Source organism: Roseobacter sp. EG26, from assembly GCF_049830555.1.
Lineage (GTDB): Bacteria > Pseudomonadota > Alphaproteobacteria > Rhodobacterales > Rhodobacteraceae > Roseobacter.
Window position 1 is genome coordinate 399610 of sequence record NZ_JBNBLH010000001.1, and the last position, 24958, is coordinate 424567.

General features: G+C 58.4%; 25 protein-coding genes. 9 read left to right on the plus strand and 16 right to left on the minus strand.

What is annotated here, in order from left to right:
* Positions 1–24 precede the first annotated feature (24 nt).
* On the plus strand, positions 25–1674 hold the full coding sequence (recN, locus tag ACOTTU_RS01970) for a DNA repair protein RecN (RefSeq protein WP_425655865.1): 1650 nt from the start codon (positions 25–27) through the stop codon (positions 1672–1674).
* Positions 1675–1740: 66 nt separating this feature from the next.
* Positions 1741–3420, plus strand: a complete 1680-nt coding sequence (locus ACOTTU_RS01975) for a chloride channel protein (RefSeq protein WP_425655866.1) — start codon at positions 1741–1743, stop codon at positions 3418–3420.
* Here the strand turns inward: ACOTTU_RS01975 and ACOTTU_RS01980 are convergent.
* The 6 genes from ACOTTU_RS01980 to ACOTTU_RS02005 all read right to left on the minus strand — a co-directional run bounded on the left by ACOTTU_RS01980 (position 3417) and on the right by ACOTTU_RS02005 (position 9998).
* A complete protein-coding gene (locus ACOTTU_RS01980; RefSeq protein ID WP_298913010.1) occupies positions 3417–3761 on the minus strand; it encodes a DUF427 domain-containing protein in 345 nt (114 codons plus the stop codon). The genes ACOTTU_RS01975 and ACOTTU_RS01980 overlap by 4 nt on opposite strands.
* A 77-nt stretch (positions 3762–3838) precedes the next feature.
* A complete protein-coding gene (locus ACOTTU_RS01985; RefSeq protein WP_425655867.1) occupies positions 3839–5629 on the minus strand; it encodes an aminopeptidase P family protein in 1791 nt (596 codons plus the stop codon).
* 46 nt (positions 5630–5675) lie between these two features.
* Entirely contained in the window at positions 5676–7553 is a 1878-nt protein-coding gene (gene cobT, locus ACOTTU_RS01990) for a cobaltochelatase subunit CobT (protein ID WP_425655868.1), read from the minus strand.
* 3 nt (positions 7554–7556) lie between these two features.
* Positions 7557–8255, minus strand: coding sequence for an aspartate/glutamate racemase family protein (locus ACOTTU_RS01995; protein WP_425655869.1), 699 nt, complete (start codon positions 8253–8255; stop codon positions 7557–7559).
* Positions 8256–8259: 4 nt separating this feature from the next.
* A complete protein-coding gene (gene cobS, locus ACOTTU_RS02000) occupies positions 8260–9246 on the minus strand; it encodes a cobaltochelatase subunit CobS (protein ID WP_298912999.1) in 987 nt (328 codons plus the stop codon).
* A gap of 125 nt (positions 9247–9371) precedes the next feature.
* A complete protein-coding gene (locus tag ACOTTU_RS02005; protein WP_298912996.1) occupies positions 9372–9998 on the minus strand; it encodes a J domain-containing protein in 627 nt (208 codons plus the stop codon).
* 74 nt (positions 9999–10072) lie between these two features.
* On the opposite strand from ACOTTU_RS02005, the gene ACOTTU_RS02010 reads away from it, so the two are divergent.
* Complete coding sequence (locus ACOTTU_RS02010) at positions 10073–10330, plus strand: BolA family protein (protein WP_425655870.1); 258 nt, start codon at positions 10073–10075, stop codon at positions 10328–10330.
* Between the two features lie 9 nt (positions 10331–10339).
* Here the strand turns inward: ACOTTU_RS02010 and ACOTTU_RS02015 are convergent, their stop codons facing one another.
* From ACOTTU_RS02015 to ACOTTU_RS02035, 5 genes are all read right to left on the minus strand, one after another.
* Entirely contained in the window at positions 10340–10801 is a 462-nt protein-coding gene (locus ACOTTU_RS02015; protein WP_425655871.1) for a DUF4177 domain-containing protein, read from the minus strand.
* 116 nt (positions 10802–10917) lie between these two features.
* On the minus strand, positions 10918–11397 hold the full coding sequence (locus ACOTTU_RS02020) for a thioesterase family protein (RefSeq protein ID WP_425655872.1): 480 nt from the start codon (positions 11395–11397) through the stop codon (positions 10918–10920).
* Positions 11398–11450: 53 nt separating this feature from the next.
* Positions 11451–12962 (minus strand): Asp-tRNA(Asn)/Glu-tRNA(Gln) amidotransferase subunit GatB, encoded by a 1512-nt coding sequence (gene gatB, locus ACOTTU_RS02025; protein WP_425655873.1) that lies wholly within the window; start codon positions 12960–12962, stop codon positions 11451–11453.
* 84 nt (positions 12963–13046) lie between these two features.
* Positions 13047–13532, minus strand: a complete 486-nt coding sequence (locus ACOTTU_RS02030; protein ID WP_425655874.1) for a hypothetical protein — start codon at positions 13530–13532, stop codon at positions 13047–13049.
* Between the two features lie 20 nt (positions 13533–13552).
* Entirely contained in the window at positions 13553–14692 is a 1140-nt protein-coding gene (locus ACOTTU_RS02035) for a hypothetical protein (protein ID WP_425655875.1), read from the minus strand.
* Between the two features lie 380 nt (positions 14693–15072).
* Here ACOTTU_RS02035 and ACOTTU_RS02040 point away from each other — a divergent pair, with 380 nt between their 5' ends.
* Positions 15073–15735, plus strand: a complete 663-nt coding sequence (locus tag ACOTTU_RS02040; RefSeq protein ID WP_425655876.1) for a transglycosylase SLT domain-containing protein — start codon at positions 15073–15075, stop codon at positions 15733–15735.
* Here the strand turns inward: ACOTTU_RS02040 and ACOTTU_RS02045 are convergent.
* From ACOTTU_RS02045 to pepN, 3 genes are read right to left on the minus strand one after another with little or no spacing between them, the layout of a single operon-like run.
* A complete protein-coding gene (locus ACOTTU_RS02045) occupies positions 15721–16158 on the minus strand; it encodes a hypothetical protein (RefSeq protein WP_425655877.1) in 438 nt (145 codons plus the stop codon). The genes ACOTTU_RS02040 and ACOTTU_RS02045 overlap by 15 nt on opposite strands.
* Entirely contained in the window at positions 16148–16888 is a 741-nt protein-coding gene (locus ACOTTU_RS02050; RefSeq protein ID WP_425655878.1) for an SDR family oxidoreductase, read from the minus strand. Before ACOTTU_RS02050 ends, ACOTTU_RS02045 begins: the two co-directional genes overlap by 11 nt.
* On the minus strand, positions 16888–19440 hold the full coding sequence (pepN, locus tag ACOTTU_RS02055) for an aminopeptidase N (protein WP_425655879.1): 2553 nt from the start codon (positions 19438–19440) through the stop codon (positions 16888–16890). The genes ACOTTU_RS02050 and pepN overlap by 1 nt, the downstream gene beginning before the upstream one ends.
* 104 nt (positions 19441–19544) lie before the next feature.
* Between pepN and ACOTTU_RS02060 the strand changes: the two genes are divergently transcribed.
* The 5 genes from ACOTTU_RS02060 (at position 19545) to ACOTTU_RS02080 (ending at position 23487) form a co-directional block, all read left to right on the plus strand.
* The gene (locus ACOTTU_RS02060; RefSeq protein WP_425655880.1) at positions 19545–19721 is read left to right on the plus strand and encodes a hypothetical protein; all 177 of its coding nucleotides are present in this window, start codon (positions 19545–19547) and stop codon (positions 19719–19721) included.
* Positions 19722–19725: 4 nt separating this feature from the next.
* A complete protein-coding gene (locus tag ACOTTU_RS02065) occupies positions 19726–19884 on the plus strand; it encodes a DUF2256 domain-containing protein (RefSeq protein ID WP_425655881.1) in 159 nt (52 codons plus the stop codon).
* Positions 19885–19970: 86 nt separating this feature from the next.
* The gene (locus tag ACOTTU_RS02070) at positions 19971–22112 is read left to right on the plus strand and encodes a malate synthase G (RefSeq protein ID WP_425655882.1); all 2142 of its coding nucleotides are present in this window, start codon (positions 19971–19973) and stop codon (positions 22110–22112) included.
* Positions 22113–22156: 44 nt separating this feature from the next.
* A complete protein-coding gene (locus ACOTTU_RS02075) occupies positions 22157–22582 on the plus strand; it encodes a GlcG/HbpS family heme-binding protein (protein ID WP_425655883.1) in 426 nt (141 codons plus the stop codon).
* A gap of 128 nt (positions 22583–22710) precedes the next feature.
* On the plus strand, positions 22711–23487 hold the full coding sequence (locus ACOTTU_RS02080) for a gamma-glutamyl-gamma-aminobutyrate hydrolase family protein (protein ID WP_425655884.1): 777 nt from the start codon (positions 22711–22713) through the stop codon (positions 23485–23487).
* Here ACOTTU_RS02080 and ACOTTU_RS02085 read toward each other — a convergent pair.
* Together ACOTTU_RS02085 and ACOTTU_RS02090 are read right to left on the minus strand one after the other, a co-directional pair.
* Positions 23475–24053, minus strand: coding sequence for an REP-associated tyrosine transposase (locus tag ACOTTU_RS02085; protein ID WP_425655885.1), 579 nt, complete (start codon positions 24051–24053; stop codon positions 23475–23477). The two genes, ACOTTU_RS02080 and ACOTTU_RS02085, sit on opposite strands and share 13 nt — an antisense overlap.
* Before the next feature lie 69 nt (positions 24054–24122).
* Entirely contained in the window at positions 24123–24875 is a 753-nt protein-coding gene (locus tag ACOTTU_RS02090; protein WP_425655886.1) for an SDR family NAD(P)-dependent oxidoreductase, read from the minus strand.
* Between the last annotated feature and the right edge of the window lie 83 nt (positions 24876–24958).

A 24958-nucleotide genomic window follows, 5' to 3' on the forward strand; every position in this document is an offset into this window, starting at 1 on the left:
CGGCACATTTGACGGGTAGGGCCGATGCTGCGCGGGCTTGATATTTCCGACATGCTGATCATTGACCGGTTGGAATTGAGTTTCCAGCCGGGTTTGAACGTTCTCACCGGTGAAACCGGGGCCGGAAAGTCCATTCTGCTGGACTCGCTGGGCTTCGTTCTGGGGTGGCGCGGTCAGGCCGATTTGGTGCGTCAGGGCGCGACGCAGGGCGAGGTCACCGCGTGGTTCGACCTGGCCTCTGATCACCCCGCGCATGCCGTTCTTGATGAGGCCGGATTGCCCGGAGGAGAAGAGTTGATCCTCAGGCGTATCAATGCCGCAGATGGCCGCAAGACAGCGTGGGTAAATGACCGGCGCTGCTCAGGCGAGGTTCTCAGGCAGCTTTCTGAGACACTGGTGGAGCTTCACGGTCAGCACGATGACCGTGGTTTGCTGAACCCCAAAGGACACCGGGTCATTCTGGATGACTTTGCCGGTCTCGCGGCCGCGAAATCAAAATGCCGGTCTGCGTGGGCTGCGAAAGGTGCCGCAGCCAAGAAGCTTGCAGCTGCGGAGGCGGCAATGGCTGCGATCCGTGACGAGGAGGAATTCCTCAGACATGCGGTTGCCGAACTGGATGTGCTCGCGCCAGAACCAGGCGAGGAAGCCGCGTTGGATACGCGTCGCCGCACCATGCAGGGTGCAGAGAAAATCCGCAGCGACGTCATTCGCGCGCATGAAATCCTCGGCTCGCAAGGGGCAGAAGCCGCGCTGGCGGACGCATTGAGATGGCTTGACGGCGCGGCAGAGAAGGCGGAAGGGGCATTGGAAGCGCCCATGGCATCGCTGTCCCGCGCGATGGTTGAACTCGACGAAGCCGCCGAAGGTATCGCGGCTGCGATTGAGGGGCTGTCCTTTAATCCAACCGAATTGGAGGACACCGAAGAGCGATTGTTTGCCATCCGGGCGCTGGCGCGCAAACATGAAGTCCTGGCGGATGATTTGGCTGGGTTCGCGGACATATTGCGAAACAAGTTGGCGGCCCTTGATGCCGGCGACGCGGATTTGTCTCGGCTGCGCAAGGAGATGGGTGCCGCAGAAGAGGTTTACATAGGGGCGGCCGATGCGTTGACAAAGGCACGCCGCAAAGCGGCCAAAGCGCTCGACAAGGCTGTTAGCGCGGAACTGGCGCCGCTGAAAATGGAGCGTGCAGTATTTGAAACTCAGATCAGCCCCGATACCCCCGGACCTGACGGTGCGGATGCCGTGGCCTTTACCGTGGCCACCAACCCCGGCGCGCCTGCTGGTCCTCTCAACAAGATTGCCTCGGGCGGGGAACTTAGCCGCTTCCTTCTGGCCCTCAAGGTTTGCCTGACCAGAGGGCAATCCGGGCTGACCATGATCTTTGACGAAATTGATCGCGGGGTCGGCGGAGCCACCGCGGACGCTGTTGGGCGCAGACTTGCAGCCCTTGCATCGAACGGCCAGATCCTCGTGGTCACCCATTCACCGCAAGTGGCCGCCTTGGGCGCGCATCATTGGCGTGTTGAGAAACATGTGACGTCAGGCATGACGACGTCCACGGTAACGGCCCTTCCGGACCCAGAACGGGTGGATGAAATCGCACGAATGTTGTCGGGTGATACGATCACGGAAGAGGCACGCGGGGCCGCACGTGCATTGCTGGCGGGATAAAACCTCCAAAAGGCTTTCCCCACTGGTCCGCTTGGCCTAGACAGAGATCAGCCAGAGTACGAATTGATGTCCAAGCGATCCTTAGTATCCCAGCAACTCGATTACGCCTTGACCACATGCCGGGATGGATTGCGCCTGTTGCGGCATCGTGGCCCTAACCAGATACAGTTCTGGTTCATTGCTCTTGCGATCGGCATCGCAGCTGGTTTCGCCGCCCTATTCTTTCGTAAAGGCGTGAATGCGTTACAGACCTATTTCTATGGCACCGAAGATGTGCGTCTGCTGCACAGTTTCGCGGAGATGTTGCCTTGGTACATGATCCTGATCATTCCGATTCTGGGCGGTCTGGCGGTCGGCATCATCCTGCATGTTTTCACCAAAGACGGGCGCGCGCGGTCGGTGGCGGATGTGATCCATGGTGCGGCGATGAACGATGGGCGGGTGGAGACGCGCGCAGGGCTGGCCTCTGCTTTAGCCTCCATGATCACGTTGAGTACGGGGGGATCGACAGGCCGGGAAGGGCCAGTGGTGCATCTTGCGGCTGTCATCTCAACCTGGGTCAACCGACGTATCCTGGCCGATGGTGTGACCGGGCGCGATCTTCTGGGTTGTGCGGTGGCAGCGGCTGTTTCCGCCAGTTTCAACGCCCCCATTGCAGGTGCTCTCTTTGCGCTGGAAGTTGTTTTGCGTCACTTCGCGGTGCACGCCTTCGCGCCCATCGTTATCGCCAGCGCCGCCGGTACCGTCATCAACCGTCTGGAATTTGGCGATGTCACGGAGTTTACGCTCGCCACAACCGGCGCCGTTCAATTCTACCAGGAAATGCCCGCCTATCTGCTCCTCGGTCTGATGTCCGGCTTGATCGCCGTGGCCCTGATGAAGGCGATTTTCTGGGCGGATGATTTCGGTAATCTTGTGCAGGAAAAGACGCGCCTGCCACGATGGCTGCGCCCCGCCATTGCCGGGGCCATGCTGGGCGGCATCGCCATTTTTTATCCGCACATCATCGGCGTGGGATATGAGACGACCTCTCTGGCCTTGACCGGACAACTGACCTTGTGGAATGCCATCGTTTTTGCGGTTTTGAAAACGGTCGCCCTTGCCATCACCATGGCGGGTCGCATGGGCGGGGGCATTTTCTCGCCCTCGCTCATGGTTGGTGCCCTCACGGGGTTGAGTTTCGGGCTGATTGCCACCGGGGTTTTTCCGGATGTTTCCAGCTCGCTCACCCTTTACGCGCTCACCGGTATGGGGGCCGTCGCTGCGGCTGTTCTGGGTGCACCGATTTCCACCACCCTCATTGTCTTTGAGTTGACGGGCGACTGGCAAACCGGACTGGCGGTGATGGTGGCCGTGTCCATGTCCACGGCTCTGGCGTCGCGCTTGGTGGATCGCAGCTTCTTTCTCACGCAACTGGAGCGACGGGATATACATCTTGCTGCAGGCCCCCAGGCATATCTGCCGGCCATGCTGCGGATCAGCGGTGTGATGCGCACGAAGGACGACCCCCATGCGGCAAATGAAGACCGATGTTGGGAAATGATTGGCGAGGGTACGTACATCGATGCAAACGCCACGCTGGAAGCGGCGCTGCCCATGTTCGAAACAGGTGTGAATTTCATCCCCGTTGTCACGCTAAGTGCCGATGCGTCGCCGCCGGAATTGCTGGGCGCGCTTTTTCATGTGGATGCTCTCAAGGTTTACAATCGCGCGCTTGCGGCGACTGCGGCTGAAGAACATTCCTAGATTTCTTCCACCGTCACATCGCCATTGGTATAAAAGGCAAGGTGATCCTTTATCCTTGCGACGCCGTCTTTCGGATTTTCATAGGACCATGCGACATCTGCGAGCGTTGTACTTTTGGTAACCACGGAAAAATAGGTTGCGTCACCCTTGTGCGGGCAATGCGAGGTTTTCTCGGTCTGGTCGAGGAAGGCCATCGCAATGTCATCGCGGGGAAAATAGATGACAGCGGGATAATCCCCTTCGACCAGTTCCAACGCCTCCGTTGTTTCGCCCAGCACAGCACCGCCTGCGCGCACGCTCCAGGTGCCATCGGCTTTTCGGATCGTAATATGGTCGGCCATCTTTGAACGTCTCCCCTGCGTCTCACAAATGCTCATGCGCGCATTTCGTAACAAAGCGGTGACATCATCATCGCATGTCAGATTGGCGCAGTCGCAGCATCCAACCATGTTTTTGCGGCAGGGGATAGCCGGGGGGCAATCTTTTCTGCAACCTCAGAGTGATAGGCATTGAGCCAGGCGCGTTCGGCATCCGTCAGCAAAGCGGTCACAATCAGGCGGCGGTCGATGGGCGCGAAGGTTAGGGTGCGCCAGCTCAGCATCTTGCGATGCGCATCAGCACCGGGCAGATGGGTGGCCTGCTGCGCGACGATCAGGTTTTCAATGCGGATGCCAAAGGCCCCTTCGCGATAATATCCCGGTTCATTGGACAAGATCATACCGGCCTCAATCGGCACGTGGCTGATGCGGCTGAGCCTCTGCGGACCCTCATGCACGCTCAGATACGCGCCCACCCCGTGGCCCAGTCCGTGATCAAAGTCCTGACCGGCCAACCACAGCGGCATGCGCCCCATGGCTTCGATGTCGCGCCCTGCCAGCCCCTCGGGCCAGCGCAGGCGGCTCATGGCGATCATGCCCTGTAAAACGCGGGTGAAGGCTTCTGCCGCCTCTTGCGGCGGTGTGCCAATGGCGATGGTCCGCGTGATATCCGTGGTGCCATCAAGGTATTGCCCGCCACTGTCGAGCACGATCAATTGTCCGTCTTCCAGCAGGCTGTCGGTCTCTTCCGTCACCCGGTAATGCATGATCGCGCCATTGGGGCCAGTGCCTGCAATGGTTTCAAAGCTGATGTCCTGCAGGGCGTTGTCGTTGCGCCGAAACCCTTCAAGTTTGCTGACGACATGGGTCTCATGCAGCGTGCCGGATGGTTGCGCATCAAGCCATGCCAGAAGTTCAACAATCGCTGCTCCATCGCGCAGATGTGCGGCGGCGGCCCCTTCAATTTCAGCGCTGTTCTTGCGCGCTTTTGGCAGGGCGCAGGGATCGCCCGCGAAATGCGCCCGCTCTCCCAACACCTGCGCGAGGACGAAGGGAACAGTCCCCTTGTCCACCCGGACGGTGCCTCGAAGACCCTCCAGAAAGGGTACCAGATTATCCGGCGCGCGTTGTGTGACGTCGGGGCCAAGGTGATCACCAATTTCCGTGAGCTTTTCGGCCGCCATGAAGAGATCAACTGCACCGCTGCCGTGCAGCACCGCAAAGCCTTGGGCGATGGGATTGCGTGGAATGTCCGCGCCCCGAATGTTCAGCAACCAGCACAGGGAATCGGGCAGGGTGATCAGGGCGGCACTGTCGCTGTCATCGCGCAATTCCTGTGCCAGACGGGCGCGTTTGTCATCATGGCTTTCGCCTGCGAATTCAAGCGGGTGCACCTTGGCCGGTTGCAGGGGCGGGGCGGGTTGATCCTCCCATATTCGGTCGACCAGATTGTCACAGGCACGCATCTCAATGCCCGACCCTTCCAGCGATTTTTGCAATTTCTCCAACTGACCTGCGCTATGAAGCCAGGGGTCAAAACCAATGACGCCGCCACCCGGCAGTTGTTCGATCAGCCAGCTCCCGAGCGAGGTTTCGGGCCAGGGCACGGGTGTGAATGCCTCTGCCACCTGCGCCTTGACTTGCGTGCGGTAACGCCCGTCGATGAAAACCCCGGCGATTTCTGCAAGTGCCGCACAAAACCCCGCCGAGCCGGTGAAACCGGTCAGCCATGCCAGCCGCTCGTCATGGGCAGCGACGTATTCGCCCTGATGGGCATCCGCGCGGGGGATCAAAAACCCGTCGAGACCCTCTGCCGCCATGCACGCGCGCAGCGCCGCAAGCCTCGGGGGGCCTTGCTCGGGCCGGGCGGTTACCTCGAACGTCTGAAACATATTGGGCCCTTCCACCTCCGTGCATTGTTGCGACGCTTGGCCGCGATCAGCTTGCGCGTTTGATGCCCATGATCCGGGCGCGGGCGCGGGGATCGCTGTCAAAGAGGGCCGCCAGTTGTTCAGTCATCGCCCCGGCAAGTTGATCCACATCCGTGATCGTCACCGCACGGTCATAATAGCGGGTCACATCATGCCCGATGCCGATGGCCAGAAGCTCGACCGCGCGGCGTTTCTCTACCATTTCGATCACATCGCGCAGGTGTTTTTCGAGGTAATTGGCGGGGTTGACGGAAAGCGTGCTGTCATCGACCGGCGCACCATCGGAAATCACCATCAGGATTTTGCGCGCCTCATGCCGCATCAGCATGCGCCGGTGTGCCCATTCCAGCGCTTCACCGTCGATGTTTTCTTTCAACAGCCCCTCTTTCATCATCAGCCCGAGGTTGGGCCGGGTGCGCCGCCACGGAGCGTCGGCGGATTTATAGATGATGTGGCGCAGATCGTTCAGACGGCCGGGCTGTTGTGGGCGGCCATCATTCAGCCAAGCCTCGCGTGCCTGACCGCCTTTCCAGGCCCGCGTGGTGAAGCCCAGGATTTCCACCTTGACGTTGCACCGCTCCAGCGTGCGCGCAAGCACATCGGCGCAGATCGCCGCAATCGAAATCGGACGCCCCCGCATGGAGCCGGAATTATCCAGCAGCAAGGTCACCACAGTGTCGCGAAAATCAGTATCTTTTTCGACCTTGAAAGACAGAGGCGTGGTGGGGTTGGCCACAACCCGCGCCAGACGACCCGCGTCCAGCATGCCTTCTTCGAGGTCAAATTCCCACGACCGGTTCTGCTGGGCCTGAAGGCGGCGCTGCAATTTGTTGGCCAACCGGCTCACGGCCCCCTTGAGTGGCTCCAACTGCTGATCGAGATAGGCGCGCAAGCGTTCCAACTCCACAGGTTCGGCCAGTTCTTCGGCGCCGATTTCTTCGTCATGATCGCTCATATAGACGAGATAATTGGGATCCGCGTCAGAGGCAGGCGGCGGCGCGGGCGGCTCCATCGGTGCCTCACCATCGGGCATTTCCGCCTCTTCGCCCATTTCCTGATCCGCCATGTCGTCCATGGAAACCTGCGCTTGGGCGGCGTCCTGCTGTTCTTCCTGTGATTGTTCGGGTGATCCTTCGGACTCTTCGTCCTCCTGATCATCCTGACCAGTGCTATCGGGATCGGAATCGTCTTCCGACCCTTCCTCAGCCTCATCCTCCTGATCGTCATCAAGCTGGTCCGGGTCATCGCCAAGCTGGTCGCCATACCCCAGATCAGAGATCATTTGCCGCGCGAATTTGGCGAAGGCGGCCTGATCACTGAGCGTCTCATCGAGGTTATCGAGCGTGCCGCCGCATTGTTCTTCGATGAAGCCGCGCCACAACTCCATGACGTTTTGCGCGCCGGAGGGCAGATCACGCCCTGTCGCCAGATGGCGGATCAGATATCCCGCCGCCGTGGCCAGCGGTGCATCGGCGGCCTGAGTGACCTGATCATAGCCCTTGCGCATCGACTCGTGCGCGATTTTGGCATCAATATTTCCTGCGGTGCCGGGCATGTCGCGCGCGCCCATCGCCTCGCAGCGGGCGGTCTCCATCGCCTCATAAAGATCACGCGCCATGTCTCCCTGCGGCTGGTAACGCGCATGGGTCTGGCCGTTATGATAGCGGCGGTTGAGCGCCAGAGCGTCCGCCGTGCCGCGTGCCAGCATCACCTCGTCACGCGTCATTCGGCGGCTGACCTGCGGCAAGCGCATTGAATCGCCCGACATTCCGGCGGGATCGACCGAATAGGAGACGGTCAATTCCGGGTCATGAGCCATGACCTTGGTGGCCTCTGACAGCGCCTTTTTGAAGGCGTCGGCCGGATTGTCTGACGGTTTGCTCATCGCTTACCCTTTCGCCACTTGCGGCAAATCTGCGTCACCGGATGCCAGATCGGCCAGCAGGGCAACATGCACATCCAACGCATCAATCACTTTATAGCCCGGATCGTGGCCGTCAAATGCCAGACCCAGATCGGTGCCCGCCAGCACAATAGCATCCGCGCCCTGTTCGGTGATCATGTGACGTCCGGCTTCAAAGAAAAACATCCGCATGGCATCCGTCGCCACACCGCTCAAGGCCATTTCCAGATAGGTCTTGCCAACCTCTTCGAGATTGCCCTGAGGCGTTACCGCGCGGGTCTGTTTCAACTGCCCGTAGAGAGCGGTGCGCATCACAACTTCAGTGCCCAATAGTCCAACGGTTCCAAGGTCTTGCGCCTGAAAGTAGGTGTCGAGCGGCGTTACACCGCTGATCAGTGGCAAGGGGCTGATCGCTTCCGTTTCAGGATAGCAAAAATGCCCGCCAAGCGACGTGATCGCAGCGCAATCCGCACCGGCGGCCTTCAGGCGCCCGATAAGCTTCGCGTAAATCTCCGCCTGTGCCGTGCGGTCATCGGCCAGATTATTGGCGACAAGCTCATCTGCGCTTGCCTGTACAATTGTCAATTCCAGCTTCTTGCCGCGGTCGCGCATCAGAGCCGTCAGCCGCTGATAGTAAACCAGTGTGGCTGCCGGGCCGATGCCGCCGATCAACCCGATGTGCATGGGCCTATCCCAAACTCACGCTGGCCGCACTTTCCGGCAATTCCTCGTCAAAAAGACGCTGGTAGAATTCCGCCACGGTCTGGCGTTCCAATTCGTCGCATTTGTTGAGGAAGCTGAGCCGGAAGGCATAGCCCACGTTGCGGAAAATCTCGGCATTCTGCGCCCAGGCAATCACGGTCCGGGGTGACATCACGGTGGACAGATCGCCGTTCATGAAGGCGGTGCGCGTCAGATCCGCAACCGTGACCATCTGCTTGACGATCTTGCGGCCTTTTTCCGTGTTGTAATGCGGGTTTTTCGACAGAACGATGGCTGTTTCCGCGTCAATGCTGAGGTAATTCAGTGTTGCCACCAGCGACCAGCGGTCCATCTGGCCCTGGTTGATCTGCTGCGTGCCGTGGTAAAGACCGGTGGTATCGCCCAGACCCACCGTGTTCGCCGTGGCGAAAATGCGGAAATAGGGGTGCGGTTCGATCACCTGGTTTTGATCAAGCAGGGTCAGCTTGCCGTCCACTTCCAGCACCCGCTGGATCACGAACATCACATCCGCACGGCCCGCGTCGTATTCGTCGAACACAATTGCCGTGGGGTTCCGCAAGGCCCATGGCAGGATGCCTTCCTGAAAATCGGTGACCTGCTTGCCATCCTTGAGCTTGATCGCATCCTTGCCGATCAGGTCGATCCGGCTGATGTGGCTGTCGAGGTTCACGCGCACAGCAGGCCAGTTCAGGCGCGCGGCGACCTGCTCGATATGCGTCGATTTGCCGGTCCCGTGATATCCTTGGATCATGACGCGGCGGTTGTGGGCAAAGCCGGCAAGGATCGCCAGCGTCGTGTCAGGGTCAAACTTGTAGGTGCTGTCCAGCGCGGGCACGCGATCGCTGCGATCGGAAAACCCCTTAACCACCATATCAGTATCAATGCCAAAGACGTCGCGGACGTGGATTTCTTCGGTCGGCTTCATGTTTGTGTCCAGTGCGCCGTCGGCCATGAGGTGTCACCTTTGTAGAAAGAATACGAAATCTGGACCGCTCAGGCCCGGATCATCTGGTGCAACATATATCGGACATGTGCAAGGGGAAGGGGCGTGCCAGTTGGCGCAATTCGGTAACGCCATCAATCCTTGAAGTTTCGGCTGCCCTTGATCTGATCCCAGGCCCAGACAACTTCCTGCAATTGCTCTTCCTGGCTGCGATCACCGCCGTTCATGTCTGGGTGCAGAACCTTGATCAGCGCTTTGTAAGCCTTGCGCACTTCGGGTTTGGTCCAGGTATCCTTGGCCTCAAGAATTTCAATGGCGCGTCGCTCGGTCGGGGGCAAACGCCGCCCGGCCTGTGGACCGCGCCCGGGATTTTGGGTCGCATTGGCTCCCAGAACCTGATGTGGATCCTCAATACCCAACCGGGCCCAGGCGCGCGCTTCGGGGTCGCCCATAGGTTTGGTATTGCGCTCCCAAACCTTGTCTTTCGACATCTGAGCGTTCAGCTCGGCCTCGGTTGTGCCGTCGAAAAAATTCCACTTTAGATTGTATTCGCGCACGTGCGCCTGGCAGAACCAGAAAAAATCATCCAGCACGTCCGGCGCTTTGGGCGCACGATACTTGCCAGCCTCGTTGCAGCCCTCGTGATCGCAGGTACGCGTTGACGTTTCGGATGCGCCGGACATGCCGCGCCGACCGCGTGGATTTTTCTTCTTGGAAGAAGAGACGGACATATCGAATCCAAATGGATCTGGTTTTGGCATTTTGGCACCTATACGAGTCGAGGCCGCTTAGTTTAAACTGCACACGGAAAGAGTGAAGGGGGCAGGCAAAAAAAATGTTGAAACGACAGCAGATTGAAGATCGGTTACGGGCGGCCTTCAACCCGCGTGAGCTGGAGGTGGTCGATGACAGTGAAAGTCATCGCGGTCATGCAGGATATCCCGAAGGAGGTGAAAGTCACTTTAACGTGGCGATCCGGTCTGAGCAGTTCAAGAGCATGAACCGTGTGGCGCGCCATCGGGCAATCCATGCGGCCTTGGGCGCGCAGTTGATTTCGGAAATCCATGCGCTTGCCATTGATGTGGATGTTTAAAGCTCTCCGTTAATCTTCTGTTTTGTCCGGGTTTCTGCTGGCGGCCAGCTGTTTCAGAGAGTTGGTCATGCCCGAAACTTCGCTCGCTTCTTCGACGCCGTTGTCGCTGAGCATCCTGCTGGCCCCTTCGCTTTTGGAGGCGTCATCCTCTGGTGTTTTGGGCTGCACGATCACTGGTTCCTGACGGATGGGGGTGGCTGTCTCCGGTTCGACGGCAGGCGCTTTTGGTGCAACGTCCGGGCGCCCCCTGCGGAACACCAGAACATTGCGCCAATTGGTGGTGCTGGAAGTCAAACCGGATCGTTCGACCGAAGGCAGTGTTTCAGCGCGTTGATATTCCCAACCCTCTGATGCCAGTTGGTTGATGACGTCTTCGAGCGCACGGGAAAAGCGGTCTTCCGGCGCCTTGATGCCCTTTGCCCTGATCCCACGTGTGGGCGCGCTGATCACTTTGTATTCATATTGAGGCATGGGTTACTCCGCTGTGCTCGCTGCTCTATAGCAACCTCGATCACGGTCGAAAACCCGTGCTGACACCGGAATTGATGGCGTGGCATTCCGGCAAAACGGATCGCGCTGACGGTCGGTCAATCTTTGCGGCGGATACCGATGCTGCACCCTGCGCGCGCTGGTCTGGGCAGATCACTATGTGCTGCATGGAGCGCTTCCAGACGCGCCAGAATGGCGGACGGCATGGGTGCTACGTGCGGTCCTGACTGATCAACGTGCAGTGTCATCGCTTCGCCGGAAGCTGCACACCATCCGTCCTGATGCCAGATTTCCTGATATGTATGGAAACGTTTCTCATCGTAGTCCAGAACCTGCAATGTCACCGTGACCGCGTCGTCTACATGTAATTCCCGCAGGTAACACAGATGGAATTCGCCGGTATAGGTCGTACAGCCGGATTTTTGATAGTCGGGACCGAACCCCAACTGCTCGTATACTTCATCGGCACATTGATCAAACAGGACATTGTAATAGGCCATGTTGAGATGGCCGTTAAAGTCTATCCATTCAGGTTTGACGGTCATCACAGAGGATCGGAAAGGGGAGGCCAGCTTCATTCCAAATTGCCCGCAGGAGCAGGTGATGGATTTGTGAAGACGCCCGGCATTCCCTAGCCCTTGAGTTTTTGTGCGATCAACTGGTTTACCGCCTTGGGGTTGGCTTTGCCGCCGGTCGCTTTCATCACCTGACCCACGAACCATCCGGCCAGCTTTGGGTTTTCCTTGGCTTTGGCAACCTGTTCAGGGTTGGCGGCGATAATCTCATCTACGGCGGCCTCGATTGCACCGGTGTCTGTCACCTGTTTCATGCCGCGTGCTTCGACGATCTCCGCCGGGTCGCCGCCTTCGGTGTAAACGATCTCGAACAACTCTTTGGCGATCTTGCCCGAAATCGCGTCTGACGCGATCAGGTCGATCACGCCGCCCAATTGCGCGGGGCTCACGGGGCTGTCGGTGATGTCCGTGTCGTCTTTCTTCAGGCGCCCAAACAGCTCGTTGATCACCCAGTTCGCGGCCATCTTGCCATCACGTCCGGCGGCCACGGCTTCAAAATAGCCGGCGGAATCAAGATCAGCGGTCAACACCGACCCATCGTAGTCCGACAGGCCAAAATCACCGATAAAACGCGCCTTCTTGGCATCCGGCAACTCGGGCAGGTTGGCTCCGATCTCATCGACCCACACCTGTTCGATCACCAGCGGCAGCAAGTCAGGGTCGGGGAAATAGCGGTAGTCATGCGCCTCTTCCTTGGAGCGCATCGAGCGCGTCTCGTTCTTATCCGGATCGTAAAGGCGTGTTTCCTGATCAACCTTGCCCCCGCCTTCGACAATCGCGATCTGGCGGCGCGCTTCATATTCGATCGCGGCCTGAATGAACCGCATGGAGTTCATGTTTTTTATTTCGCAGCGCGTGCCAAGGTGACTGAAATCCTGCGTCGCCTGATACTTTTCATAGTCCCCCGGACGACAGATCGACACATTCACATCTGCCCGCATGGCCCCTGACTGCATGTCGCCATTGCAGGTGCCAAGATAACGCAGGATTTGGCGCAGTTTCGCCAGATAGGCCGCCGCTTCTTCAGGGCCCCGAATGTCAGGGCGCGAGACGATTTCCATCAGGGCCACACCGGTGCGGTTGAGGTCAACGAAGGACATATTGGGGTCCATGTCGTGGATGGATTTACCCGCGTCCTGTTCGAGGTGAATGCGTTCGACGCGCACCAGACGTGCGGTACCATCACCCATTTCCACAAGCACTTCACCTTCGCCCACGATAGGGTGGTAAAGCTGCGAAATCTGGTAGCCCTGCGGCAGATCGGGGTAAAAGTAATTTTTGCGGTCAAAGGCGCTTTCAAGATTGATATCGGCCTTCAGGCCCAAACCGGTACGCACGGCCTGCTCAACGCAATATTCGTTGATCGTGGGCAGCATGCCGGGCATGGCAGCATCCACAAAAGAGACATTATTGTTGGGCTCGGCACCAAACTTCGTTGACGCAGCGGAGAAGAGTTTCGCCTGCGAGGTGACCTGCGCGTGCACCTCCATCCCGATCACGAGTTCCCAATCGTGTTTGGCGCCCGCAATGGTCTTGGCTTTGGGCGTATCGTAGGTCAAATCGAGCATGGTGGTCCCTCGTCAGGCAGGTCTGATCACGCCAGAGGTCTTAGGCCAGCGCGCAGGGTGCTGCAACCCCCGTGCGCGCGCCGTTCAGCCGTTGGTCGGCAAATCACGCCAGCGCAGTTGAATAGGTCCATCCGTTGCTTTCGGCAGGTTTGTGCACGGCATCATGCGCGCCTCCGCCTTGAAGTTGTCCTTGATGCGCACGACGATCAGACAGCTGCAGGGTGTTGCCGGATCGAATGTGATCATATCGGTGGCTCCAAGCGGCGGTATCACGATGATACACGGCTGATCAGCGCTGTCCGCAGCGCTGATGTCCTCGTCAAGCGGCAGGTCAAATGCCAGTGCTGCATGAACACGCGCGATGCCCTCGTAGATCGGCAGATGTTGGCCCGAAAGTTCGTGAAACGCGCGCGCGCACTGCAGCATGCGGGTGCGCAATGTGTGTAGCCGTGCCAAAGGGTCTTCGGAGGGCGCGGCACAGGGCGCGGGATCGGGTGGTGTGGCGTTGCGGTGCCAATCGATCCAATCGCCACTGTCCCAATGGATGGCGTCTGCTGGTATTGAAGCCATGATGCGTCCTTTCGTGCAGTCTAACAGTGTTCGGCCACGGGGCCGTCTGCGGTGAAAACAATGCGGTTGCCCTGAGCAATTTCGCGCCGGAAGAGGTCGGCGATAATGCGCAGGGCTTCGGTCCGGCCTGCGGCCGCAAATCCACGGGCAGAGCGAATTCTGAGGTTGTTGTCGAAGCCTGTGGCCGCATGGGCCCAGATAAGAGGATGCAGTTCCGTCATGTGATTGCGCACGATCCAATCGGCGCAACCGGCAATGCGTGTACGGGTCTGATCCGCCGGATCGTAGCCAGTCAGATTGCTGCCAATCGTGTTGGCGCAATAGGCGGCGAGCAGGTTGACGATGTACTGATGCGGTCTCCGGTCAAGGATGTCTTGTAGCCCTTCCACAAAGAACTCGAGATCGAGATTTTCACACGCGGTATCGTCGTCTGAAAGCGCATCAAACATCACCCAGGTGTAAGCCCCTGCGCCCCAGATTTCATGCGTACGGGCCGCGGTTCGCCGCGCTTCCAGTTCAAGCTTTTCATAGGTGCCGAACCAGCGCGGCGAGAGGTAATTGCCCATCGCGCGCATCGGTGCGGGATTGCTTGGATCAAGATCAATCAGATATTCATAATCGGCAGCCAGGTGATCGGGCGTATCCTTCCCGGCACCATACAGGCCGCATTTCGCCGCCGCCAGCGTTGGCGAACTGCACTCATGCATCCTGTAGGGAGACAGAATATCACGCGCGCGGTCAAAATGGGCCTCGAATGCCTCACGATTGCGCTTGGGGATCTGACTATCCCAACCGGTGCCTCTCCAGAACCAGGCAATATCCATATGCGCTTGTGCTACGATGGCACCAAGGATCATGTCCCCCTCAGCATCGACTAGAATCTGTTCAAGAGCCTGGACCCCTTCCAACAGAGGGGCTCCTTTAGCCGGGCGTCCATCGAACAGCGCATGTTCAACAGCCATCACCACGTCCGACCGGGCACCGTAGCCAAGCAAATCAGCTACCGCCATCAAACCGGGTGTAGCGCGGCGGGTATCCTCGGCTTTTCGAATTTCATCAACCAGGTCCGACCACCGTTCCTGGCGCGCCAGAAATTGTCCGCGTGACTGATGCGCATCGCGGATTGATTCTTCTTCGGTGGGATTCGGGCAAGCGATCATCAATGCGTTTTCAGGTCGTAAGTTTCCATGTTTTTGCGCATGTTCTGCGGGTTGATCAACGATTCCAGAACCATTTGGTTGTCGCCGGAAAAGCGACGCAAAAGGGTTCGTTGAGAGCAAGGACCGGAGCGACATTTACAGTATTCCAAAAACAGGTAACAAGAATAAAAATGACGTCTCTTTGGGGCTGAAACATGGCGTCGGCGCGGAGATATCTCGTTGATTGAGCGCGTGGATGTAGACAATTTATATCTTTTGTTCTGAATTGGATAACGATCGCGCACGCATTCCATCACCGGGTGAGCAAACCCCCGCGAATGCGCGCATAACGACGATCAATCTTCTTGCGCCATCGCGTTCTCTCGGCGCATAGCTAGGCCATGAAAAGTTTTATACCCGTGATCGCCGCATTGTTTTGCCTGACAGTCTGGTCTCCTCAAGGGCACGCGCAGTCCGCTAAGGAAGCTGCGCAAAGCCCTGCGGTGCGCTTGCCGCAGATGCGGTGGAGCCACATGCCAAACCACGTGCTGTGGAATCAGGCGGCTTTGCGAGCGCTGCAAACCCATGGCCAGCCTCTGACCAATATGATCCCCGCAGATATTGAGCAGTGGTGTCCATATTATGCGCAGGCGGATGTTCAGGGGCGGCAGGCATTCTGGGTCGGCTTTATGTCTGCACTGGCCAAACATGAAAGTACGTTCAAGCCCTGGGCCGTTGGAGGGGGTGGCAAATGGTTTGGACTACTGCAGATCGCGCCCGCCACGGCACGGGGTTACAGTTGTCGTGCTGGCAGCGGCGAGGCGCTCAAGGACGGCGGCGACAACTTAAGCTGTGCAATACGGATCATGGCTGTGACGGTCCCGCGGGACGGCGTCATCTCTGGCAAGGAAGGGCGCTGGCGCGGGGTTGCGGCGGATTGGGGTCCGATGCGCAGTGCCACCAAGAGACGCGATATCGCGACATGGCTCAAACAGCAGCCCTTTTGTAATGCGCCGCCTGAACCTGTGCGCAAACGCTTGCCGTATCAATCACCCAACAAGTGAAAAGTGGTGTCTTTCGGTGCGAATGCCCCGGGCATGCAAAGCATTTTCAAAGGTTTGATGGGGAGGGGTCGCCTCGTAAGGCAGCCGAACCTTGCCGCCGGACTTCAGCATAATAGTGACCCGCACAGAAAAATCGAGCCGGGTGTCCAGACGCACATGATCCACCTCCGACCACAGAAGTGAGGCCTGCCGCTTGCCACTGAACCATTGAACTGACTGATTATCAAACGTCAGCCCCGCAGCAGGGTCAGCAAACAGATCCCATAGTGCGGGCAGGGTGCAAAGCGCTATGATGCCCATCAGCCAGGGCGCCGCCTCGACCACGATAATCGCCAGCGCCAGAAGCAACCAGATACCCAGAACGATGCAAAGCGTTTTGAGGTTACGTCCGCTGCGCTGGTAGGAAAACGGGTCAGCGACCACCCGTGACGTCCAGCGTCGATCCCGTCACGTAGCTCGCATCCTCCGACAGCAGCCAGACAATCGCCTGGGCGACCTCCTCTGCGGAGCCTTTGCGCTTCATGGGAACCATATGTGCAAGCCTGTCCGCACGCCCCGGCTCCCCGCCCTTGGCATGCAATTCTGTCTCGATCAGCCCGGGCCGCACTGCCATGACGCGGATATTGTCACCAGCGACTTCATCCGATAGTCCCTTGGTAAAGCAGTCGATGGCCGCCTTTGAAGCTGCATAATCCACATATTGATTGCCTGATCCCAGACGGGCGGCGGCGGAGGATACGTTGACGATGACCCCTCCCTCACCCCGGGCCTGCATGCGCAACACCGCCTCTTTGGCAACCAGAATGGCCCCAATCACGTTGATATCGAACATGCGTCTGAGGCGCGCATGATCCACATCGGTGACCTTGGCGGTCTGATCGACCACACCGGCATTGTTGATCAGAGCATCGAGGCGGCCGAAGGCGTCGTCGATGTCATTGTAGACCTGCGCAATCGCGTCGGGGTCTGCGACGTCGCCGGGGCACAGGATGACTTTTGCACCGGTGGCCTCACAATCCTTGGCGACCGCCGCTGCTCCGTCGGTGTCGGTCCGGAAATTCAGCGCCAGATCGAACCCTTTTGACGCCGCAATACGGGCGCAAGCCGCTCCGATACCAGCGGACCCGCCGGTGATAAGCAAGACAGGTTTCATTATTCTTTTCCTCGGATACGGGTCAGCATTTCGGTTGTGTTTCTCGACAGATCCGGCGTGGCCAGCATTCGGTCAAGCTCTGCAGTAACGATGTCCCGACGCTCGGCGCTGTAGCGCCGCCAGGTCTGGAAGGCGACACTCATGCGCGCAGTTGTTTGCGGATTGACCGGATCCAGTTTGAGCAGCCAATCGGCAAGCAGCCGGTAACCTGCGCCACCCGCCGCGTGGAACCCTGCGTGATGCCCGGCCAACGTACCAAAGACGGAGCGGAAACGATTGGGGTTTTTCCAATTGAAATCAGGATGTTCCGTCAGGGCGGCTGCGGTTGCTGCGGCACGCTCGGGTGCTGCTTGCATGACTTGAAGTCCAAACCATTTATCCATGACCAAACGGTCATCTTTCCATTGCTCTTCAAATGATTTCAAGGCGTTATCACCTGCATTCTCGCGCAGCAAAATGGAAAGAGCCGCCAGCTGCTGGGTCATGTTATCGGCCTGATCGAACTGGATTTGCGCACGTTCCGGCCCTTCAAGCCGGCTAAGCAGCGACAGGGCCGCATTTGCAAGGCTGCGCCGCCCGGACTGGTCTGCATTCGGAACGTAGGGTTCGGTTACCTGATGATCGGCAAAAAGCCCCGGGAGGATACCTTTGAAGTGTTGGGCCTGGGCCCGGCGCATGGCTTCGGTAGCGGCCCAAATCGCCCCCGGATCAGGGATGTCGCCCGCATCGTGAAGGGCTGTTGCCAGATCAGATTGGCTGGGCAACCCCAGCATCAATGCACGATAGGTGGGGTCAAGCGATGCATCCGAAATGACGGCCAGAAGACCGTCGAGATACCGCTCATCCGGGTGCGCACCGGTGCGGATCATGTCCAGAAGGCTGGCCTTGGCGAGGCTGCGCCCGGATTCCCAGCGATTGAAGGGATCGGTGTCATGTGCCAGCAAGAAGGCCGTGTGGTTTTGCGCCAGCTCGCTTTCCAGCACGACAGGTGCCGAAAACCCACGCAGGACAGAAGGAATGGGGCGCTCCGACAGGCCCTCGAAGGTGAAGGACTGCGAAGCTTCGGTCAATTCCAGAACCTGACTTGGGACAATCTCCTCGCCTGAAGGCGCCAACAGACCCGTCACGATGGGGATAACCTGAGGTTTGGGGTCAGGTGTCGTCGCCGACGGTTTGAGGTTTTGCGTGAATGTCAGGATGTAAGTACCTGCATACCAAGCATCTTTCACGGTCAGGCGTGGTGTGCCCGCCTGTGAATACCAGCGCTTGAACTGGGTCAGGTCACGGCCGGTGGCATCCTCAAAAACCTGCAGCCAGTCTTCGATTGTGCAGGCCTGCCCGTCATGACGGTCAAAATAGAGATCGAGCGCGCGCGCATAGGCTTCATCGCCGACCAGACACTTCAGCATGCCGATGACTTCGGCACCTTTCTCGTAGACGGTAGCGGTATAGAAGTTGTTGATTTCCTGAAAGCTTTCAGGCCGCACAGGATGGGACAGTGGTCCCTGATCTTCCGCGAACTGGCGTCCCCGCAGGTCGATCACATCCGTTATTCGCTTGACCGGTGCGGAGCGCATGTCAGAGGTAAACTGGCTGTCGCGGAATACGGTCAGCCCCTCCTTGAGGCACAGCTGGAACCAGTCGCGACAGGTGATGCGATTGCCCGTCCAGTTATGGAAGTACTCATGGGCAATGATCGCCTCGACGCGAACAAAATTCTCGTCGGTGGAAGTGGCTTGAGAGGCCAGAACGGCGGAGGAATTGAAGACGTTCAATCCCTTGTTTTCCATGGCACCCATGTTGAAATCGTCGACCGCCACGACATTGAAGATATCAAGGTCATATTCGCGGCCATAAACCTCCTCATCCCACTTCATGCTGTCCTTGATGGCTTGCATGGGGAAGGTGCATTTACCCTCGTCACCGGGGCGCACATAGATGTTCAATGCCACATCGCGCCCCGATTTGGTGGTAAACGCCCCCGGCACGGCGACAAGGTCACCCGCGACCAGCGCAAAGAGATAGGCCGGTTTCGGCCATGGATCATGCCATTCGGCATAGCCCTGGCTGCTGGTGACCGGATTGCCGTTTGACAGCAAAACAGGGTGCGTTCCGTTGATCTTGACCGTAAAGACACTCATCACATCCGGGCGGTCCGGGTAGTAGGTGATTTTGCGAAATCCCTGCGCCTCGCACTGAGTGCAATACATGCCGTTTGACATGTAGAGCCCGTCAAGGGCGGTATTGTTTTCGGGGTCAATCTCGACTTCAGCCTCCCAGAGGAACGGGTGATCGGGCACGGCGCAGGTCAGGCCCTCCGGTGTGAGGTCCGGGGAAATGGCGACACCGTCAATGGCGGCCGAAATCAACTTCAGGCCCTTGCCGTCGAGAAAGAAGGTGCCATCTGTCCCTTCTCTGGGCACAAAGGCGATCTTTGACCGCACGCGCGTCGTGTTCGGGGCCAGATCAAATGTCAGCTCTACCGATGTTACGTCAAAGCCGAAGGGTTTGTAGTCGCTCAGGTATATGGTCTGGGGGGTCGCGTCGCGCATGGGCACCTGCTTTGTTGATTGGAACGGATATGACGCGCAGGACGTTATGGTCCCAAGACGCCCGCCGCAACCCGGCATGGTCATGAAAATCGAAAGGAACGAAAATGTCAGCACCCGACACGAATATCGGCAAACAGAAACGTCATCACCGGCCGGCCCTCTGGGGGCTTTGGGCAGGTCTCTTTCTTGCGCTCGGTTTAGGCGCTGCGATCTACTGGTTTGGCGGTGAAGCCGAGAGCGTTGCCTCGCTTGATGCAGGCTCTTATCTGAACGTCCTCTGAACCTATGACCAGAAAGGGTGATCTGCCCCAGAAGATCTGTGTGACCTGCCAGCGGCCCTTCACATGGCGCAAGAAGTGGGAGCGGGTTTGGGATGAAGTGCGCTATTGTTCGGACCGCTGCCGCCGTGTCCGGCTCAAACCTTCTCGAAGATTGGTAAAGTAACCTTACCAACTCTGTTGCCTATCGGAAACAAACCTCCTAAACCTTTTGGCCATACCCGTAGCGCCATCGTTGAGGAGTGTTTTTGAATGGCCGATTTTCTCCAGAAAAATGATCTTCAGGTGGCTGAGGAGATGGTGGATTTTGTTGAATCCAAGGCTCTTCCCGGTACGGGTATCGAAGCCACGGAGTGCTGGAAGGGGTTGTCCGATCTGGTGCATGATTTTGGGCCGGAGAACCGCGACCTTCTGCAAAAGCGCGAAGACATGCAGGCGAAAATCGACGCGTGGCATGTGGAGCGTCGCGGAGCGCCTCATGATCACGAGGCCTATTGTGCATTCCTGCGAGAGATCGACTACCTGCTGCCCGAAGGAGGCGATTTCGAAATTGACACCGCAAATGTAGATGACGAGATCGCGCGAGTGCCAGGCCCACAATTGGTGGTGCCGATCACCAACGCACGCTATGCACTGAACGCTGCGAACGCCCGGTGGGGAAGTCTTTATGATGGGTTTTACGGGACGGATGCCATGGGCAGCCCCGCGCCCAAAGGGGGATATGATCAGGGTCGCGGCGCGCGGGTCGTGGCGCGTGCGCGGGTCTTCCTCGACGAAGCGTTCCCGATCGAGAAGACCAGCCATGCCGACGCTCGTCGTTACTATGTGCGCAATGGGGCACTGCTGGTCGATGACCAGCCCCTCGTGCATCCTGAGAAATTCGTCGGATACTCAGGCCACCCAAAGGCGCCGACCGCTGTGGTTCTGCGCAACAATGGGCTGCACGTGGAATTGTTTTTTGACCGGACACATGCGATCGGCAGCAGGGATCAGGCCGGATTGGCGGATGTTAGAATGGAAAGCGCCGTTTCCGCGATCATGGATTGTGAAGATTCCGTTGCCTGCGTTGACGCGGAAGACAAGGTTGTTGCTTACGCCAACTGGCTTGGCCTGATGAAAGGCGATCTGAAGGATACGTTTGAGAAGGGGGGGCAGCAGGTGACCCGCACCCTGAACGCTGATCGGGAATACACCGGGCCAGACGGCATGAAAGTCACGCTAAAGGGTCGCGCACTGATGCTGGTGCGTAACGTCGGGCATCTGATGACCAATCCGGCCATCCGTGACCGCGAGGGCAATGAGGTTCCCGAGGGGCTGATGGACGCCATGATCACCACGCTCATCGCGATGCATGATCTGAAGCGGGAGGGCGGCAACTCACTGACCGGCTCGGTTTACGTGGTCAAGCCGAAGATGCACGGACCCGAAGAAGTTGCCTTTGCCGACCGGATTTTTACCCGGGTGGAAGACGTGCTTGGCTTGCCGCAGTTCACGGTGAAGCTTGGTATCATGGATGAAGAGCGGCGCACTTCCGTGAACCTCAAAGAATGTATTCGCGCGGCGAAATCCCGTGTGGCCTTTATCAATACCGGGTTTCTGGATCGTACCGGCGACGAAATCCATACCTCCATGGAGGCCGGTCCGTTCAGCCGCAAGGATTTCATCAAGCGCAAGGCCTGGATCGGCGCCTATGAAAATCAGAACGTGGATATCGGTTTGGAGTGCGGCCTATCCGGACGTGCGCAGATCGGCAAAGGCATGTGGGCAATGCCTGATCTGATGGCCGCGATGCTGGAGCAGAAGATTGAACATCCCAAATCGGGGGCCAATTGCGCCTGGGTGCCAAGTCCGACCGCCGCAACCCTGCACGCGCTGCATTATCACCGCGTGGATGTTTTTGCGGTTCAGGCTGCGTTGCAAAAAAACGGGCGGCGCGCCTATGTGGATACGGTTCTTGATATTCCGCTGGCCACCTATCAAAAATGGACGGACGCGCAGAAAATCCGGGAAGTTGAAAACAACGCGCAAGGCATTCTGGGATATGTCGTGCGTTGGGTGGATCACGGTGTCGGCTGTTCGAAGGTGCCTGACATGAATGACGTGGGCTTGATGGAGGATCGAGCAACCTGCCGGATTTCCGCGCAGCACGTCGCAAACTGGTTGCACCACGGTGTCGTCGATGCCCAGGAAGTTATGCAGGTGATGCGTAAGATGGCCGAGGTGGTTGATGGGCAAAATGCATCGGACCCGCAGTATAAACCAATGGCGCCCGACTATGATGGGGTGGCGTTCCAGGCAGCTTGCGATCTGGTTTTCAAAGGGCGCACGCAGCCGTCCGGCTACACGGAGCCTGTTTTGCATGCCCGCCGCCTTGAACTGAAAGCCACAGGGTAGTGATGAACCGTTCAGGAAAATAACGAAAACAGCAAGGAGCCCTCATGACCGTCTCACTGAAACAAGCCCGCATCATCATCCGCGAAACACTTACCAAAGGACGCGCCGAAGGGTTCAAGCCCTTGTCCGTGGTAGTCTTGGATGCTGGCGGGCATGTCAAGGCGTTTGAACGTGAGGACGGCGCCTCACCGGGGCGTTTTGGCATTGCGCACGGCAAAGCCTACGGATCGATCATGCTGGGCATTGCGGGAACTGCGCAAATGGCGCGGGCTGAAACCCAGGCCTATTTCATGACGTCTGTAAATGGTGTTTTCGGCGGGCAGGTGGTGCCGGTTCCGGGGGGTATCCTGCTCAAAGACGCGATGGAAACCGTTATTGGTGCGGTTGGCGTGACGGGGGATACCTCGGAAAATGACGTGATCGCTGCACGCGCCGGGATTGAGGCCGCTGGCCTGACAGCAGAGGTCTGAGGTGTTGCACAATATGCCGAATTCGGAAAAGTTAAGCAATTCTGCACAGGCCTTTGCGCGGTCATGGGCTGTTAACCCTTGGTGTGCAAGGCTATATCTTGCAAAAGGAAGTTAATTAAGAGGTTCTGATGGCGCGGCCAATCGTTGGTATTTTTTCCAACCCCTACCTGCTTTTTGACGACTATCCCGTGCATGCCGGGGGGGTCATGAACACTGAGGCTGTTTCGGACGTTTCCGGCTGTATTCCGATGCTGATTCCGGCCGACCCGCGGTTCATTTCGGTACAAGAGCTGTTGGACACATGCGACGGGTTTCTGTTCACGGGCGGGCGGCCCAATGTTCATCCGGCCGAATATGGTGAGGAAGCCACTGATGCGCATGGGGAGTTTGACCGGGCGCGCGACGCCGTGGCACTTGATCTGGTGCGGGCTTGCGTTGAACGCGGCCAGCCGTTCCTGGGCATTTGCCGCGGCTTTCAGGAGGTCAATGTCGCCATGGGCGGGACGCTGCATCCTGAAATCCGGGATTTGCCGGGCCGTATGAACCACAGAATGCCGCCTGACGGCACATTGGAAGAGAAATTTGAGCTCCGGCACCCGGTTTCCTTCACCGAAGGGGGCGTGTTCCATCGGTTGATGGGTGCGCAGGAGGTGATGACGAATACACTGCACGGGCAGGGGATCAAATCCTCCGGGGCGCGGGTGATCGTGGATGGCGTGGCACCGGATGGCACGCCGGAGGCGATTTATATTGACGGAGCACCCGGCTTTACACTCGCTGTGCAATGGCACCCTGAGTATGAGGCGGCACGCGATCCTGTGTCACGGCCTCTCTTTGCCGCTTTCGGCGAGGCGACCCATGCATGGGCGAACGGTCGGCAGTTGACCCCGGCTCAGGTGGCCTGAGCTTCGGGCAGCAGAGAGACAGTTCGAGTGCTGCGAACGGATTTGAAGTTCAGATCGCTTAGCTTTCGCGGGGGTTGCGCATTGTGTTGCCTGTGCGAGTCCGCCAGGGTGCGGTGCAGCGAGGTCCACGCCCAGTCTTTTGGATCTTGAACAAGGCCTGTCTGAGCCGGCGCGCTATGGATCAGCTGCCGATGCACCTCCAGATCGTGGGACGAACGAATTTGATGGTCCCACAGCCGCTTGTGCCAGATGCGCTCTCGACGTGTCGTCAAGTCTCCATCCTGCTGCGGGGCTGCTTGCATCAAGGCCCGCGAAAACCGCGATTTCAGAAACCGCCAGCGCGGACGAAAATCAGGGTCTTGCGCTGTCAGCGTCCAGATCGTGTGAAGTGCCGCGGGCAGCACAACGATTGCATCAATTGTGAATGGATAACGTTCGACCGTTTCCCGCACCGCTTGGCGCAACAATGCAACCTCTTTGACCAGCACACTGCTGTTTGGATCAGCAAGCCGTGCCGTGAAAAAATACGTCGGGTTCGGGTTTTTTGAGTGATAGCAGCTGGTCATGGATTTAGGCTAGCGCATTCACGGTTAATGAAACCTGAAGACCGGCAGCGCGACAGAAAATTTGTGACCCTACATCTGACCGCCTGCGATTTCGATGGCTTGGCCGTTGACGCTTTCGGACGCGGGTGACACCAGCCATTTGACTGCCGAGGAGACCTCCTGGGGGGAGATCAACCGGTTGTGCCGGTTTGCCGAGACCATGATCGCCTGGGCTTCCGCTTCGCTGACCCCGGCGCGCTCGGCAATCGACAGGGTATTGCGTGTTACGATGGGGGTGTCGACATAAGCAGGGCAAACGGCGTTGAAGGTGAACGGCTTGCCCAGATAGTCCTCGCTCAACGCCCTGATTAATCCGACCAGCCCGTGTTTCGAAGCGGTGTAACATGATGCGCCCTGCAACCCGCGCAGCCCGGCAATGGAAGATATCGCAATGACGCGTCCCCAATCTGTTTGGCGCATGGAGGTCAGGGATTCGCGTATTGTCAGAAAGGCCCCGTCCAGATTTGTCGCCATCATGTTGCGCCAGAATTTCAGGTCGGTTTTGTGCAAAGCGCGCCCTTCGGCGATGCCCGCATTTGCCACGCATATCTGAAGGGGCCCGCGTGCTTCGACCGCTGCGGCGATGGTGGAGATCACATCTTCTTCGTCGCGCACATCCATGGTCATACCGTGAATGCTCCCTGCCGCGGCAGCATCCAAGGCAGTTTGTCGCCGTCCGGTGATGGTAACGAGACATCCCTCTGCCGAGAGCATACGCGCAATATCGAGACCAATTCCGCTTCCGCCACCTGTGACCAGCGCATGTTTTCCTGCGAGCGACATATCGTTCTCCCTGATTTTGCCATCAGCTTAGTGGGCAGGGGGGCAGACACAAGAGCGTGCGTCGATTGTTTTGAGCGCTCAAA

Bases quoted from the DNA above. Each gene is read 5' to 3' on its own strand.
- recN (WP_425655865.1), top strand. From the start codon at position 25: ATGCTGCGCGGGCTTGATATTTCCGACATGCTGATCATTGACCGGTTG.
- ACOTTU_RS01975 (WP_425655866.1), top strand. From the start codon at position 1,741: ATGTCCAAGCGATCCTTAGTATCCCAGCAACTCGATTACGCCTTGACC.
- ACOTTU_RS01980 (WP_298913010.1), bottom strand. From the start codon at position 3,761: ATGGCCGACCATATTACGATCCGAAAAGCCGATGGCACCTGGAGCGTG.
- ACOTTU_RS01985 (WP_425655867.1), bottom strand. From the start codon at position 5,629: ATGTTTCAGACGTTCGAGGTAACCGCCCGGCCCGAGCAAGGCCCCCCG.
- cobT (WP_425655868.1), bottom strand. From the start codon at position 7,553: ATGAGCAAACCGTCAGACAATCCGGCCGACGCCTTCAAAAAGGCGCTG.
- ACOTTU_RS01995 (WP_425655869.1), bottom strand. From the start codon at position 8,255: ATGCACATCGGGTTGATCGGCGGCATCGGCCCGGCAGCCACACTGGTT.
- cobS (WP_298912999.1), bottom strand. From the start codon at position 9,246: ATGGCCGACGGCGCACTGGACACAAACATGAAGCCGACCGAAGAAATC.
- ACOTTU_RS02005 (WP_298912996.1), bottom strand. From the start codon at position 9,998: ATGCCAAAACCAGATCCATTTGGATTCGATATGTCCGTCTCTTCTTCC.
- ACOTTU_RS02010 (WP_425655870.1), top strand. From the start codon at position 10,073: ATGTTGAAACGACAGCAGATTGAAGATCGGTTACGGGCGGCCTTCAAC.
- ACOTTU_RS02015 (WP_425655871.1), bottom strand. From the start codon at position 10,801: ATGCCTCAATATGAATACAAAGTGATCAGCGCGCCCACACGTGGGATC.
- ACOTTU_RS02020 (WP_425655872.1), bottom strand. From the start codon at position 11,397: ATGAAGCTGGCCTCCCCTTTCCGATCCTCTGTGATGACCGTCAAACCT.
- gatB (WP_425655873.1), bottom strand. From the start codon at position 12,962: ATGCTCGATTTGACCTACGATACGCCCAAAGCCAAGACCATTGCGGGC.
- ACOTTU_RS02030 (WP_425655874.1), bottom strand. From the start codon at position 13,532: ATGGCTTCAATACCAGCAGACGCCATCCATTGGGACAGTGGCGATTGG.
- ACOTTU_RS02035 (WP_425655875.1), bottom strand. From the start codon at position 14,692: ATGATCGCTTGCCCGAATCCCACCGAAGAAGAATCAATCCGCGATGCG.
- ACOTTU_RS02040 (WP_425655876.1), top strand. From the start codon at position 15,073: ATGAAAAGTTTTATACCCGTGATCGCCGCATTGTTTTGCCTGACAGTC.
- ACOTTU_RS02050 (WP_425655878.1), bottom strand. From the start codon at position 16,888: ATGAAACCTGTCTTGCTTATCACCGGCGGGTCCGCTGGTATCGGAGCG.
- pepN (WP_425655879.1), bottom strand. From the start codon at position 19,440: ATGCGCGACGCGACCCCCCAGACCATATACCTGAGCGACTACAAACCC.
- ACOTTU_RS02060 (WP_425655880.1), top strand. From the start codon at position 19,545: ATGTCAGCACCCGACACGAATATCGGCAAACAGAAACGTCATCACCGG.
- ACOTTU_RS02065 (WP_425655881.1), top strand. From the start codon at position 19,726: ATGACCAGAAAGGGTGATCTGCCCCAGAAGATCTGTGTGACCTGCCAG.
- ACOTTU_RS02070 (WP_425655882.1), top strand. From the start codon at position 19,971: ATGGCCGATTTTCTCCAGAAAAATGATCTTCAGGTGGCTGAGGAGATG.
- ACOTTU_RS02075 (WP_425655883.1), top strand. From the start codon at position 22,157: ATGACCGTCTCACTGAAACAAGCCCGCATCATCATCCGCGAAACACTT.
- ACOTTU_RS02080 (WP_425655884.1), top strand. From the start codon at position 22,711: ATGGCGCGGCCAATCGTTGGTATTTTTTCCAACCCCTACCTGCTTTTT.
- ACOTTU_RS02085 (WP_425655885.1), bottom strand. From the start codon at position 24,053: ATGACCAGCTGCTATCACTCAAAAAACCCGAACCCGACGTATTTTTTC.
- ACOTTU_RS02090 (WP_425655886.1), bottom strand. From the start codon at position 24,875: ATGTCGCTCGCAGGAAAACATGCGCTGGTCACAGGTGGCGGAAGCGGA.